Below are 12,947 nucleotides of genomic sequence, written 5' to 3' on the forward strand. Positions count from 1 at the left end.
TTCAAGACTGTTGCAGGGACGATCGGATTCATTATGCGGATACGGTCGCACCTATGTAAGGTCCGGCGACTGGGGGATGGTGGATCTCTCGCCGGCGGTGGCGGCATTTTCCGCCTCTTGCTGCTTGTGCTTCTTTTCGCGTTTGCGGTCGTTCAGGTAACAAATAAGTGTGGCCGTTGCGAAGGTCACAAATAACGGGCCGGCCAGTGCAAACATCGTCACCGCGTCGCCCCCGGGTGCGGCCATGGCCGCCACCAAGGCAATGAGGAATACGGTGATCCTCCAGTGCCGCAGGATCATCTTGGCCTTCAGCACCCCAACCATATTCAGGCCGACCATTAGCACCGGTGCCAACATGGCAAGGCCAAAGGCGATCAACAGGCGGAACACGAAAGGCAGGTACGTGTCGGTCGTCAGCCAGGAGACGGCGTTTGCAGGCGTCAGGGAAATGAAGAACTTCAGTGCGTGCGGAAGCACCCAGTACGCCATGCCGACACCCAGGATGAACAATGGTGCGGCTGCCGCGGCAAAGGCGATGGCTGTGTTTCTTTCCTTCTTCTTCAATCCTGGAACGATGAACGCCCACAACTGGTAGATCCAGATCGGGGAGGAAAACACCAGACCCAAGAGAAGCGAGGTCTTGAGCATGATGTCAAAGGGTGCCATCACGGAACTGAAGTTGACTTCGCCACCGAATTCGCGAACCGGAGCAATGATCAGTTCAAGAACATCGTCGTAAAGGAAGAAGCCGCCGACGGTCGCCAGCACCAAGGCAATTAGCGAAATGAAGATGCGGTTCCTGGCCTCGACCAGATGCTCTTTCAGGGCCATGCGGCCCTCGGCATTCTTCTTCCGCCCCTTTTTCGGGGCTGTTTCTTGATCGCTCACGAAATATTATGCGTTGTTCTCACGACGGTCGGGATCAACGATCTTGCCCTCAACGGTTTCCTCGCCTGCCTCGGGAGCCTTCTCGTCGTCCTTCATCTGGCGGACCTCGGACTTGAAGATCCGTAGCGACTGGCCGACGGATCGAGCCAAACCTGGCAGCTTCGGGGCGCCAAACAACAGGAGGGCCAAAACGATGATAATGGCCAAATGCCATCCTTGAAGTCCCATCATGGGGAACCTACCTTTCGATCAGTTTAAGTCTACGTCAGAACAACTCGAGGTCGGCCACTCGCTGTGGTTGTCCTCGCCTGATTTTGCGGGCGATGCGGCCGGCGCGTCGGTCAGCTGACCGGTTCGCCTTGCCGAGCTCGTATATCTCACGTGCCGTCGCAGGGTCCTGGAACAAGGCAGCAACCCCCGAAGGCGTCCGATCAGCCACTTCGGGGTAGTGGCGTGGTTCCACTTCGGCGTCCATCGCGGTTCCCGTCTTTTCCATCGCTTCGCCCACGTCGTTGGCAACGGCCATGAATCCGCGGAAAAGCCTGATCCCGGCCAGAACGAGGAAAAGCAATGTTGCCAGTGCCAGCACCGTCCAAAGCAGGACCCAAAACCACCAAGGCAACATTTTTATTTCACTTCCAGAGAGGTAACTGCGGCACGTAGCCAGGTCTCGACCTCGGCACGCAGCGGGTCGGGCCCGATGATGCGCAAGTCCCCACCATGATAAGCGACCATGCCGGGAATGGTCTGTGTGCCCTGCATCCTGATCTCGGCGATATTCTCCCCGGCCGCGGTGGCCCAGTTCCCAGGTGCGTACTCGTCGATAAGGGTTGCTAGGCGCGGGGCAAAGCCCAGCACCACCAGTTTGTCCTCCGGGCCGGGAGTGAAGAAGATGTCATCTTGGTCCTCGTGGCGCTTCGCATCAAGGATGAAGCGTTCCCCGGGGACCGTCGCGAACTGGATCCTGTCCACGCGGAAGCTCCGGATCTGCTCGTTGGGTACCGAAAAAGCACGAAGGTACTGCCGCCCTGAGTCCTCCAACAGCCTGATGGGTTCAACCAGGCGCGTGGACACCGAATCGCTGGACAGGCTGTAGTAGCTCAGCTCGACAACCTCGCGCTGCCGTATGGCTCGCACCAGGGTTGCGTACACCTCACTGTCTTCGGTGGAGCGCAAGGCAATGGACAAGACGGATTCCAGGCCTTCGAAGCCCACGGCGGCACTTTTCAGCTTCGCATGGGCGGAATCTACCGCAACGGCGTGCTCGAAGTCCGGAAGACCGCGCAGCGAGGCAAGGCCGGCAAGCATCGTCGCGGCCTCCGGGAGGCTGAGCCGGATCGGCGCATTGAGCGCTTCGGCGTTGTTGATGCTGACGATTCCGGTTTCCCACTCCACGTCGATCAGTTCATCGGGCAATCCATTGGGCACCCCGCACATCATGATCGTTTGCAGGTGGGTCAGCAGCTGTTTCTCGGTAAGTGCAAAATGGGCCGCCGTTTGACCGACGGTGGGTGAGCCGTGGCTGGCGACATAGGCAATGATGTCCAGGTTTCGGGCAACAGCCTCGGTGGAAGGCGGGCGACCTAGGTTGCGTCGCTTGCTCAGCTTGTACCTGGGAATCACCTTGCTCTGTGTTTCCAGTGCCCTTTCGAGCATATGGCGAACGGCGTTGGCCAGTGCCAGTGGTTCGAGCACCCGGGCGTTCGCACCGAGTTTGGCGATGTCCGCTGCCAGTCCCATCAGATCGTGGAAGGGCAGGCTCATCAGATCGTGGGTTAGGCCAGGGGTGATGGTCGTTGCCCGGGAGCGCAGTGCCCAACCTGTGTCCTTGGCGACCGAAACCCGTGCGGTGTCCACGAGGACGTCCGGATCCAGGTGGCCAAGGGTCTCGGCCATGGAGAATCCAGCGGGACGCGAGTGGTGCACGGTGCCGGTGCCGATGTCGCTGAGGATGCGGGTGAGCCGGAACATCCGCATCTCCTGGCGGTCCTGGTCCAGGCCCACCAAATACCAGTTCCCGAAGCGTGAACCGATCCCCCAGGCTTCAACGGTTCGCTCGCTCGCTCGTCCCTGGACATCGAAGTAATCGAAGGAGATGGTCTGCTGGGCCCAGACCGCCTCGAGGCAGGCAGCAAACGCCGGTCCGGCGGCGTGCAGGCGCGGGACGTACTCGGTGAACCGCACGCCGTGGCCGTCGTCTTCAATCCCCGCTGAAAGCCGGCCGTTGGCACGTGAGGCAAAGGACTCCAGATCGGTGTCTTTCCACAGCTGCGCGGCCAGGCCCAGCACGGCGGCTTCCTCGGTGGTGAAGCTGACCTCCGGCAACCTGTAGCTTTCGGGTGTGACCAGGTATCGCTCACCGGAACCGGTGCCCAGGGTCTTGACGGGGATGCCCATCTCACGCAGGTCCTTCTTGTCCCTGTCAAACTTCCTGTCGAAGGCGGCATCGTTGAGGTCTTGGTAGTCGTCAACGATCTTGCGCAGCTCTCGTTTGGAATACCCGTAAGGTGTGTTAATCAACGCATAGGTGAGACTGACGAGTTTCTCGGCGCGCGAAGGACCGCCGGTGATATTTTGAGACACGTTGGCTAGGCTACCTCTTGGTGCGCAGGCGGCGCCACTGCAACGCCGTGTTAACGGACCTTGGCCGTGTTTTCCCGGTTCAACAAGGGAAAACACGGCCAAGGCACTGGATGGTGGTGGTAGTGCCTAGCGCACGTCCACCAAGTCCACCACGAAGATCAATGCTTCGTTCGGTCCGATTGCCCCGGCTGCACCGCGGGAACCATAGGCCAGTTCCGACGGGATTTCCATGCGTCGGCGGCCACCGACCTTCATCCCGATCAGGCCCTGGTCCCAGCCCTGGATGACCTGGCCGACACCGGCGCGGAAGTCCAGCGGGGTGCCGCGGTTCCAGGAGGCATCAAACTCTTCACCGGTGGACCACGCCACACCCACGTAGTGGGCCGAGACGGTCGAGCCGACAACAACCTCGGCGCCGTCGCCAACGACGATGTCTTCGAGCTTGAGCTCGATCGGGGCTTCGGTGCCCGGGAAATCAATCTCGGGCTTCGTACGGTCGTAATCACGCTGTCCAAAAGACATGGTGGAATCCTTTCGGTTGTTTGCTAGAAGCGTCCTAGCTACTTTACTTCCTTGAGTTCAACGAAGAAGACCAGCGGACCTGCAGGCTTGTTTTGCGCTGCCGCATCCGGGCCGTATGCCAGGTCCGTGGGAATGGTCAGCATGACCTGGGTTCCTGCCTTCAAACCGGTCAGCCCCTGCGTCCAACCCGGGATAACTTGGCCGAGGTTGAATTCGGAGGCTTCTCCACGGTCATAGCTGGAGTCGAATTGCTCGCCGTCGTCCCAGCGGACACCGGTGTAGTTCGCGGCAACGTCCGAGCTCTCGGTGGCAACCTTTCCGGTGCCTTCCTTGATGACATCGACGGCCAGGCCGGCCGGAACGTCCTTGCCCTTGGGGATCGTGATGGCGGGCTTGTCATCCTTCATCTCATAGGACGGCAGCACACCGTCATCCTTGAGCGTCTTGACCTCGTCGGCGCCGAGCTTCTTCGATGCTTCCGGGGTTTCCTCGGTCGAGACGACCTTCAGGACAACGACGGTCTTGACCTTGTCGTCTTCGGGGCCCTTCGAGGCGTCTGCTCCCTCGACTGCAGGGACCTCGGCCTCCGGCTCGACCATGGCGATCCACGAACCGACTTTGGTCTGCAGGAGAGTTTCGTACAGCGCCGGAAGTTGCGCCTTGAACTCGTCGTTGACCGGCAGGGTCACCGGCTCGCCGGAGAATCCGGAACCGATCAAGCTTGCGTCTTCGGCCTTGTAGGCGACGGACTTGAACTTGATGTTCTGGTTTTCCTTGATCGGGTCGCCCTTGCCCTCTTCCAGGACTCTGGCAGCGGTCTCGGTGGCGACCAGAGGTGAGTCGAAGGTCACCGTGGGGTCCGATGAATCATCGGACCCGGGCGTGACCTTGATCGATTCCAAAGGGGTGATGTCACCGCTGGAGGCAGTCGCGGTCGAACCGCAGGCCGTCACCAGCAGCAACGATGCCGCTGCAGCCAGGGTCATAACTTTGCGCACGAAATCAACTTTCAGTTGGGGAAATGGAGCTGTAGACACCCACACTGAATGGTGAGCTTTCGAAACAGGCTATAACCAGCGTAAAGGCTCAAACTGTGAATCTGCTTATTGCCGGTAGCAACGATCCTGTAGCCGGTGGTCAGCCTGCCATGGAGGCAATGAGTGCCGCGACGCGTGGATCCTCGTTGGCAAACGGGTCCTTGCACAGCACGGTTTGCCCCGGGTGGTCGTTGAGCTTCAGGTGGACCCAGTCCACGGTGAAGTCGCGTTCGGCACTTTTGGCAGCGCGCACGAAGTCGCCGCGCAACTTGGCCCGGGTGCTCTGTGGCGGGTTGTCCACGGCGTAAGCGATATCGCCCGGAGCCACCACTGTGGCGGCCCTGCCGCGGGCAGCCAGCAAGTGGAAGAGCCCTCGCTTGGTATCAATGTCGTGATAGGTCAGATCCAGCTGGGCCAGTCGCTGGGAACCCAGTTCCAGGGAGTGCCGGTTGGCGTAGGAGGTGACGAGCTTGTGTTTGATGGCCCAGTCGATCTCCGTGTCGATGCCCGAGAAGTTCCCCGTTTCCACCGCGTCCAGGGTACGCTCCCACAGGTCGAGCACCTCGGGGACCTTGTCGTGGTGCGCCCCCTCGCGGGCTACGAAGTCGGTGGCCAGTTTCAGGAACCGACGTTGCATTTCGAGAGCGGACATCTCGGCGCCGTTGGCGAGTTTGATGTTCGTGGTGCCGTTGAAGTCATGTGAGATCTCGCGGATGGAGCGGATCGGGTTCTCCAGGCGCAGGTCTTCCATGATCTTGCCGGATTCGATGATCCGCAGCATCAGGTCTGTGGCACCGAGCTTGACCAGCTGGGTGGTTTCGGACATGTTCGAGTCCCCCACGATCACGTGCAGCCGGCGGAAGTACTCGGCATCGGCGTGCGGCTCGTCGCGGGTGTTGATGATCGGCCGCGAACGGGTGGTGGCGGAGGAAACACCTTCCCAGACGTGGTCGGCTCGCTGGGAGAAGGCGTAGTGGGCTTCCCCGTCGAGGTTGACAATTTTTCCGGCTCCGGCAATCAGCTGCCTGGTGACCAGGAACGGGATCAGGATCTCGGCGAGCCGGGCAAATTCGAGCTTGCGCGGAATCAGGAAGTTCTCGTGGCAGCCGTAGGAGTTTCCCGCGGTGTCGGTGTTGTTCTTGAAGAGGTAAAGCCGGCCGTTGTACCCGTCGGCCGCCATCCGTTCCTCGGCACTGGACACCAGGTCGTTGAGGATCGACTCCCCCGCCCTGTCATGGGCGATCAGCTGGGTGATGTCGTCGCATTCGGCCGTGGCGTATTCGGGATGCGAGCCTACATCGAGGTAGAGCCGTGAGCCGTTGGTGAGAAACACGTTCGAGCTGCGTCCCCAGGCCACCACACGGCGGAAGAGGTAGCGGGCGGACTCCTCCGGGGTGAGTTGGCGTCCATCGGGGTCCGAGTAGTTGATGCCGTATTCGGTTTCGATGCCAAAGATTCTGCGGTCCATGCTGTCTTTACTTCCCTGCTGCCAGGATCCGGGCAATAGTTGGGGTGTCGAGTCGTCGGAAATGCCGGTGCGATCCGGAGGGCGTGAACCGTTCGAGCACGGCCACCTCCAGCAGGCCAGCGTCGTTGGGGCTTTCCCCTGCACCGGGCAGCACCATGGCGGCTGCGCGGATGACTTCATCGGAGCCGGATTCAGCAAGGGACTTCGATGCCCAGTGCCCGTTCCAGGCCTCGCGCAGCACCGGGGTGTCTCCGCCCATGAGGATGTATCCGGGCATCTCCGCGATCGATCCGTCGAAGTTCAAGGAGAACAGCGTGTCGGTATCCGCGGTTGCACCGAGTTCCAGCACGGCGAGCTCCACCTCAAAGGGCTTGGACTCGGCCGTGAACACCGCGCCCAGGGACTGGGCGTAGACGCTGGCAAGCCCGCGGCCCGTCACATCGTGCCGGGAGTAGGAATACCCGCGGGTGTCCGCGTAGCGGATCCCGGCTTGGCGCAGGGACTCGAATTCGTTGTACTTGCCCACCGCGGCGAAGGCGATCCGGTCGTAGATCTCCCCGATCTTGTGCAGCGAGCCCGAGGGGTTCTCCGCGATCAATGCGATCCCGTCGGCGCAGGATGCAACGATGACCGCCCGGCCGCGCGAGATCCCCTTGCGGGCGAAGTCGGCCCGGTCCTTCATGAGCTGTTCCGGGGAAACGTAGTATTGCGCGCTCATCTAGGACTCCTTCGCGCTGGCGGTGCGTTCGGCAATGATCTCGCGGGACATCGCTGCGAGGATGGATTCCTCCACGCGATGCGCGCCGGTGGAATCCACGGTGTAAATGACCGGCCAGAGGCTGCGCACGGTGTCCGGTCCCCCGGTGGCCGAGTCGTCGTCGGCCGCATCATAGAGCGCTTCGACGGCGACCCGCACGGTGGCACTTGCGCCCATGCCCGGTTGCCACAGCTTTTTCAGAGCGCCGCGGGCGTACGGGGAGCCCGAACCCACGCAGTGGTGCTCGACTTCCTCGTAGAGCCCGCCGGTGATGTCGAAGGAGAAGATCCTCCCCTTGCCGGTGAACGTGTCATAGCCGGCGAAGAGCGGAACCACGCTCATGCCCTGCATGGCCATGGGCAGGTTCGCCCGGATCATGGAGGCAAGGCGGTTGGCCTTGCCCTCCATGGACAGGCGGGTCCCCTCGATCTTTTCGTAGTGCTCGAGTTCCACCCCGAAGAGCTTGGCAATGTCAATGGCTATCCCGGCGGCACCGGCGATCCCGACAACCGAGTACTTGTCGGTTTCGAATACCTTCTCGATGTGCCGGCTGGCAATCACGTTACCCATGGTAGCCCGGCGGTCCCCGGCCATCACTACGCCCTCGGCGTAGCCCAGGGCAACGATGGTCGTACCGTGCGGGACCTGCCCGGAGGCATCGGAGGGCACAGCGGCCCGGTTGGCCGGAAGCAGGTCCGGGCGGTCCCGGTTCAGGTACTCGAGGAAGGAAGGACCGGGACCGAGCTCGATCACTGACCGCCCTTTTGGACAAAGCCGCGCACGAACTCCTCGGCGTTTTGCTCCAGCACCCCGTCGATCTCGTCGAGCAGGTCATCGACCCCGGCGTCCTGGCCTTGGGCAACGGCGCTTTCCTGGGTCGCATCCGTTTCGGTGGTTTCCTCGCGGCGTTGGCCCGAGTGTTGTTCCTGTGTCATCGTACGTACCGCTCTCTTTCGCGTGTCTTACCGGGCCGTGGAGCTTGGGTGCACCGCCGACGCCCAACGTGCTGATATCTACATCTTGTCACTGGGTAGGGCTTTTAGCTCCGCAGGGTTGCTAAGAACTCCTGAATCGACAAGTCCTTGTCCAACAGGTCCCCGACCAGCGCCTTGGTGCCGCGCAGCGGCTCCAAGGTGGCGATGCGTTGAAGCCTTCGGGCCCCGGGGAGGGTGAAGGACACTGAATCCCAGCTGGCGGCCACCACGTGCTGGGGGTACTGGCTAAGCACTCTGCCGCGGAAGTATGCCCGGGTGTCCTCGGGCGGGTTGGAGGCCGCGGCAGCGATCTGCTCCGGGGAATACAACGTTTCCATCAGGCCACGGTCCGCCAGCAGGTGGTACAGGCCTTTTTCCGGACGGATGTCGGCCCATTGCAGGTCCATCAACCCGATGCGGGCGTCGGAGAAATCCACGCCGTGGCGTTGGGCGTAGGAAAGCATCAGCTTGTACTTCGCCACCCAGTCAACGGTGGAAGCGGCTTCAAAGATATCGGTTTCCAGCAGGTGCAGGGTTTCTTCCCAGCGGCGCTGGATTTCCACGGTTGCCTCGTCGGTGGCATCGGTTGCCCCGCAGTGCGCCGCCGAGGCCTCCGCGTAGATCCACTGGATTTCAAGTGCGGTGAGCTTGCGGCCGTCGGTGAGCTCCACCTTGGTTTTCAGGGTCGGGTCGTGGCTGATGGCCTGCAGCGCCGCGACCGGGTCGCGCAGCTCGATCGCCGGCGCGGTGCCGGCCTCGATCATCGAGAGCACCAGCGCGGTACTCCCGGTGCGCAGCAGCGTGGAGACCTGCCCGAGGTTGGCATCCCCGATGATCACGTGCAGCCGGCGATACTTTTCCCAGTGCGCGTGAGGCTCGTCGCGGGTGTTGATGATCGGTCGTCGCACCGTGGTTTCGAGGCCGACCCCGGCCTCAAAGAAGTCCGCGCGCTGGGAGACCTGAAAGCCGGGGTATTGGCCCAGCGCGCCGCGCCCCACCCTGCCCGAGGCACAGATGACCTGGCGGGTGGCGAAGAAGGGGATCAGCCCGGAGACGATCGCATCGAAGGGCACCGAGCGTGGCATCAGGTAGTTCTCGTGCGCGCCGTAGGACACCGACTTGTTGTCGGTGTTGTTCTTGTACAGGTGCACATCCGGGGTCCCCGGGAGCCCGGCGATGCGGCGCACCGCGTCGAGCGCGACGTAGTCCCCGGCCTGGTCCCAGAGCACCGCGTCGAACGGGTTGGTGGTCTCCGGGGAGGAATACTCCGGGTGCGCGTGGTCCACGTAGAGCCGGGCCCCGTTGCCCAGGACCATGTTCATCAACACCTCGTGCTCGGTGGATCCCCTGTCGTAGAGCGTGTCCCCGATGCTCACGTTTCCCCCGTCCAGTGCCACCTGTTCGGCGTCAAGCTCCGGTTCCACGTCGGTGAGCTGGGAGGGATCGGCCGAGGACCGGGACTGGGTGAACCCGCGCGCATCGTTCAGCGGGGTCTCGTCGGCGTAGTCCCAGCGGGTGCCGGAGATCTGCCCGCGGGCCTCGCGGATCGTCGCGGCGTAGGCGTTGATCACCTGGGCCGAGAGCATCGTGGCGTTGGCCCCGGGCATCGAGGGGGCCAGCACCCCGTATTCGGTCTCCAGGCCCATCACGCGGTGCACGCTCACAGGTATTGCCCGGTCTCGTCGGCCCCGGGTGCGGGCAGGGTCTTGCCGCGCCCGTTCTTGTCCGCCACGATGGTGCGGATGAAGGTGATGCGCTCGCCCTTGCGCCCGGAGATCCGAGCCCAGTCATCGGGGTTGGTGGTGTTGGGCATGTCCTCGTGCTCGTGGAATTCCTCCACGACCGCTGCGAGTAGGTGCTCCATGCGCAGACCTCGTTCGGCCCCGGTGAGCAGCGCCTTGATGGCGGACTTCTTGGCACGGTCCACGACGTTGCGGATCACCGCACCCGAGGAGAAGTCCTTGAAGTACAGGATCTCGGTCTCGGTGTTGGCGTAGGTGACCTCGAGGAACTGGTTCTGCTCCCCGGTGGAGTACATCGCCTCCACTGTCGCCTGGATCATGGCCCGAACACAGGCGCCGGCGTCGTTGCCGTGCTCGGCGAGGTCATCGGGATGCAGCGGCAAATCCGCGGTGAGGTACTTCGCGAAGATCTCCGCCGCGCCCTGGGCATCCGGGCGGCGGATCTTGATCTTCACATCCAGGCGGCCGGGGCGCAGGATCGCGGGGTCGATCATGTCCTCGCGGTTGGAGGCGCCAATCACGATCACGTTGTCCAGGCGCTCGACACCGTCGATTTCCGAGAGCAGCTGCGGGACGATGGTGGTTTCCACGTCCGAAGACACCCCGGTGCCGCGGGTGCGGAACAGCGAGTCCATCTCGTCGAAGAACACCACCACGGGGTTGCCGCCGGCCGCCTTTTCGCGTGCCCGGGCGAAGATCAGCCGGATGTGGCGTTCGGTTTCCCCGACGTACTTGTCCAAAAGCTCGGGGCCCTTGATGTTCAGGAAGTAACTCTTGGCGGTGCCCGAATCGCCGTTTCGCTCGTTGGTGCGCTCGGAAAGCGAGTGCGCCACGGCCTTGGCGATCAGCGTCTTGCCGCAGCCCGGGGGGCCGTAGAGCAAGATGCCCTTGGGGGCGGTGAGCCCGTGTTCGCGGTAGAGGTCCGGGTGCAGGAAAGGAAGTTCGACGGCGTCGCGGATCGCCTCGATCTGCTCGCCGAGCCCGCCGATGTCGGCGTAGGAGATGTTCGGGACCTCTTCGAGGACCAGGGACTGCATGTCCGAAAGGTGCACCTTTTCCAGCCCGAGCCCGGTCCGGGTGTCAAGGGTCAGCACGTCGCCGACCCTCACGGTGTCCTTGATCAGGGGTTCGGCCAGCTTGATGACGCGTTGGTCATCGGCCCGGCCCATGGCCACCACGCGGTGGTCCTCCAGGACCTCCTTGACGGTGACCAGCTCGCCGGACTGCTCGTAGCCCAGGCCGGCGACGATGACCAGGGACTCGTTGAGCAGCACCTCCTGGCCGATGGCCAGCTTCTGAAAGTCCAGCAGCGGGGAGATTCCCACGCGCAGCTTGCGCCCGCCCTGGACGATGTCCGCGGATTGGACCCCCGTGGAGGAGATCGCCACCCCGGGGACCGGGTGGCTGCGGGCGTGCATCTGGACGATGGTGCCGTGGCTGAAGGGGGTGTCCCCGTCCTTCTCAAGCCCTGCCTTCAGGGTGATGATCTCTTCGCGGGTGCGCTCGAGCATCGCAACGAGGCGGGTGTTGTTTCCTCCCGCGCTGGCCAGTTGCCGATCGAGTTGGCGGTTCTTGTCCCGCACGATGTTCAGCTGCCTCTCGGCGGCCGTTACCTGGCCCTCGAGCCGTGTGCGATCCGTTTCTTCGCCCATCATCCACCTGTTTCACATAATCTCGGGTTTGTGTGCACCGGGGTGAACCGGTGCACGTCATCTCTGCTTCCATCCTAGGCATGGCGGCGGCCCAAAGGCTGAAATGTGACTGCGTACCTTGGCAAGGCAGGTGGTCCTTGCCAAGGTGCGCGGGCACGTGCGGCGGCTAGTTCGCTTCGGTGTCGAGCTCCGTGCTTTCCGCCGCTTCGTTATCGGCCCCGGGGGCGGTGGCGGCGGGCAGCGAACCGCGCTGGGTCATTGACTTGGCGTCCTTGGCGGCCCGGCGCAGCTTGCGGTCCGAGACCGCCCGTTCCCCCAGCGCGCCCTGGGTCCAAGCCTCCGGGTCCTTTGAACGGGTCCAAGTTTCCAGGTCGGCTGCGGAGTAGCTGTGTTCCTTCACGCGCTTGGCCCCGGGGATGCCCACCGCGCCGTCGGCGAGCCGGCGGCAGGTGATCAGGAAGGCCGTGTGTGCGACCATGCGGTGGTCGGGGCGCACGGCAAGGCCCTCGACGTGCCAGCCGCGGACCATTGTCTCGAAGGACTCGGGCTCGGTGTAGAGCCCCGAGGCCCGGATCACCTCGACGGTGCGCGACATCTGGGTCACCGTCGCCACGTAGTTCACCCACACCCCGCCGGGTGCCAGCACGGTGGAGACCGCGTCGAGGCATTCCCACGGCGAGAGCATGTCCAGGACCACGCGGTCCACGGAACCCGATTCTTCGGTCCGGACCACCTGGTCCTGGAAGTCGCCGATGGAGATCCGCCAGGCCGGGTGCGGGCCCCCGAACACGGTGTCCACGTTGCCGCGGGCGATTTCGGCGAATTCCTCGCGGCGTTCGAAGGAGTGCAGGTAGCCCCCGTCGCCCACGGCGCGAAGCAGCGACATCGACAGGGCGCCGGAGCCGACCCCGGCCTCCACTACGCGTGCACCCGGGTAGATGTCGCCCATCGCGATGATCTGGGCCGCATCCTTGGGGTAGACGACGGTGGCCCCGCGCGGCATCGAGAGCACGAAGTCCTTCAGCAGCGGGCGCAGTGCCTGGTAGCGGATCTCGTTGGTGTTCTCAACGATCGATCCCTCGCTCGCCCCGATGAGTGCATCGTGGAAGAGCACGCCCTTGTGCGTGTGGAACTGGCCGCCGGTGGTCAGGGTGATGGTGTGGATCCGGCGCTTCTGGTCGATGAGCTGGACCCGGTCACCGGTCCGGAAGGGGCCTCGGCGGCTCTGGGCACCGTGGGGCGTTGCTGGGTTCTCGCTCATGGGCGGTGGATCGTCCTTAGGTTCTTATGGGGGGGTAGGTGTATGTTCACCCCGCCGTGCGGC

13 protein-coding genes are annotated in these 12,947 nt (G+C 63.3%); all 13 read right to left on the reverse strand.

What is annotated here, in order from left to right; translation table 11 throughout:
* Positions 1-51: 51 nt before the first annotated feature.
* A complete protein-coding gene (gene tatC, locus ABEA12_RS17750; RefSeq protein ID WP_345469129.1) occupies positions 52-888 on the reverse strand; it encodes a twin-arginine translocase subunit TatC in 837 nt (278 codons plus the stop codon).
* Between the two features lie 6 nt (positions 889-894).
* The gene (gene tatA, locus ABEA12_RS17755; protein WP_425571806.1) at positions 895-1,119 is read right to left on the reverse strand and encodes a Sec-independent protein translocase subunit TatA; all 225 of its coding nucleotides are present in this window, start codon (positions 1,117-1,119) and stop codon (positions 895-897) included.
* 34 nt (positions 1,120-1,153) lie between these two features.
* Positions 1,154-1,513 carry a hypothetical protein gene (locus ABEA12_RS17760; protein WP_345469131.1) on the reverse strand — a complete coding sequence of 120 codons (360 nt, stop codon included), beginning with the start codon at positions 1,511-1,513 and terminating at the stop codon, positions 1,154-1,156.
* A 2-nt stretch (positions 1,514-1,515) separates the two neighbouring features.
* On the reverse strand, positions 1,516-3,471 hold the full coding sequence (locus ABEA12_RS17765) for a helix-turn-helix transcriptional regulator (protein WP_210100772.1): 1,956 nt from the start codon (positions 3,469-3,471) through the stop codon (positions 1,516-1,518).
* Positions 3,472-3,597: 126 nt separating this feature from the next.
* Positions 3,598-3,993, reverse strand: coding sequence for an FKBP-type peptidyl-prolyl cis-trans isomerase (locus ABEA12_RS17770; RefSeq protein ID WP_210100771.1), 396 nt, complete (start codon positions 3,991-3,993; stop codon positions 3,598-3,600).
* 38 nt (positions 3,994-4,031) lie between these two features.
* Entirely contained in the window at positions 4,032-4,991 is a 960-nt protein-coding gene (locus ABEA12_RS17775) for an FKBP-type peptidyl-prolyl cis-trans isomerase (protein WP_210100770.1), read from the reverse strand.
* 139 nt (positions 4,992-5,130) lie between these two features.
* Entirely contained in the window at positions 5,131-6,498 is a 1,368-nt protein-coding gene (gene pafA / locus ABEA12_RS17780) for a Pup--protein ligase (protein ID WP_210100769.1), read from the reverse strand.
* A 7-nt stretch (positions 6,499-6,505) separates the two neighbouring features.
* A complete protein-coding gene (prcA, locus tag ABEA12_RS17785; protein ID WP_210100768.1) occupies positions 6,506-7,216 on the reverse strand; it encodes a proteasome subunit alpha in 711 nt (236 codons plus the stop codon).
* On the reverse strand, positions 7,217-8,008 hold the full coding sequence (gene prcB, locus ABEA12_RS17790) for a proteasome subunit beta (RefSeq protein WP_210100767.1): 792 nt from the start codon (positions 8,006-8,008) through the stop codon (positions 7,217-7,219). It abuts the gene before it with no gap.
* On the reverse strand, positions 8,005-8,190 hold the full coding sequence (locus tag ABEA12_RS17795) for a ubiquitin-like protein Pup (protein ID WP_210100766.1): 186 nt from the start codon (positions 8,188-8,190) through the stop codon (positions 8,005-8,007). Before ABEA12_RS17795 ends, prcB begins: the two co-directional genes overlap by 4 nt.
* Positions 8,191-8,294: 104 nt before the next feature.
* Entirely contained in the window at positions 8,295-9,875 is a 1,581-nt protein-coding gene (gene dop / locus ABEA12_RS17800; protein WP_345469170.1) for a depupylase/deamidase Dop, read from the reverse strand.
* Between the two features lie 14 nt (positions 9,876-9,889).
* A complete protein-coding gene (arc, locus tag ABEA12_RS17805; RefSeq protein ID WP_345469135.1) occupies positions 9,890-11,626 on the reverse strand; it encodes a proteasome ATPase in 1,737 nt (578 codons plus the stop codon).
* Between the two features lie 163 nt (positions 11,627-11,789).
* Positions 11,790-12,884 carry a tRNA (adenine-N1)-methyltransferase gene (locus ABEA12_RS17810; protein ID WP_210100765.1) on the reverse strand — a complete coding sequence of 365 codons (1,095 nt, stop codon included), beginning with the start codon at positions 12,882-12,884 and terminating at the stop codon, positions 11,790-11,792.
* Positions 12,885-12,947 lie beyond the last annotated feature (63 nt).

The sequence above is a fragment of the Paeniglutamicibacter antarcticus genome (assembly GCF_039544305.1).
Classification (GTDB): Bacteria; Actinomycetota; Actinomycetes; order Actinomycetales; family Micrococcaceae; genus Paeniglutamicibacter; species Paeniglutamicibacter antarcticus_C.

Coding starts and splice junctions, on each gene's coding strand:
- arc (WP_345469135.1), bottom strand. CDS start 11,626: ATGATGGGCGAAGAAACGGATCGCACACGGCTCGAGGGCCAGGTAACG.
- ABEA12_RS17770 (WP_210100771.1), bottom strand. CDS start 3,993: ATGTCTTTTGGACAGCGTGATTACGACCGTACGAAGCCCGAGATTGAT.
- ABEA12_RS17810 (WP_210100765.1), bottom strand. CDS start 12,884: ATGAGCGAGAACCCAGCAACGCCCCACGGTGCCCAGAGCCGCCGAGGC.
- prcA (WP_210100768.1), bottom strand. CDS start 7,216: ATGAGCGCGCAATACTACGTTTCCCCGGAACAGCTCATGAAGGACCGG.
- tatA (WP_425571806.1), bottom strand. CDS start 1,119: ATGATGGGACTTCAAGGATGGCATTTGGCCATTATCATCGTTTTGGCC.
- pafA (WP_210100769.1), bottom strand. CDS start 6,498: ATGGACCGCAGAATCTTTGGCATCGAAACCGAATACGGCATCAACTAC.
- ABEA12_RS17795 (WP_210100766.1), bottom strand. CDS start 8,190: ATGACACAGGAACAACACTCGGGCCAACGCCGCGAGGAAACCACCGAA.
- dop (WP_345469170.1), bottom strand. CDS start 9,875: ATGGGCCTGGAGACCGAATACGGGGTGCTGGCCCCCTCGATGCCCGGG.
- ABEA12_RS17760 (WP_345469131.1), bottom strand. CDS start 1,513: ATGTTGCCTTGGTGGTTTTGGGTCCTGCTTTGGACGGTGCTGGCACTG.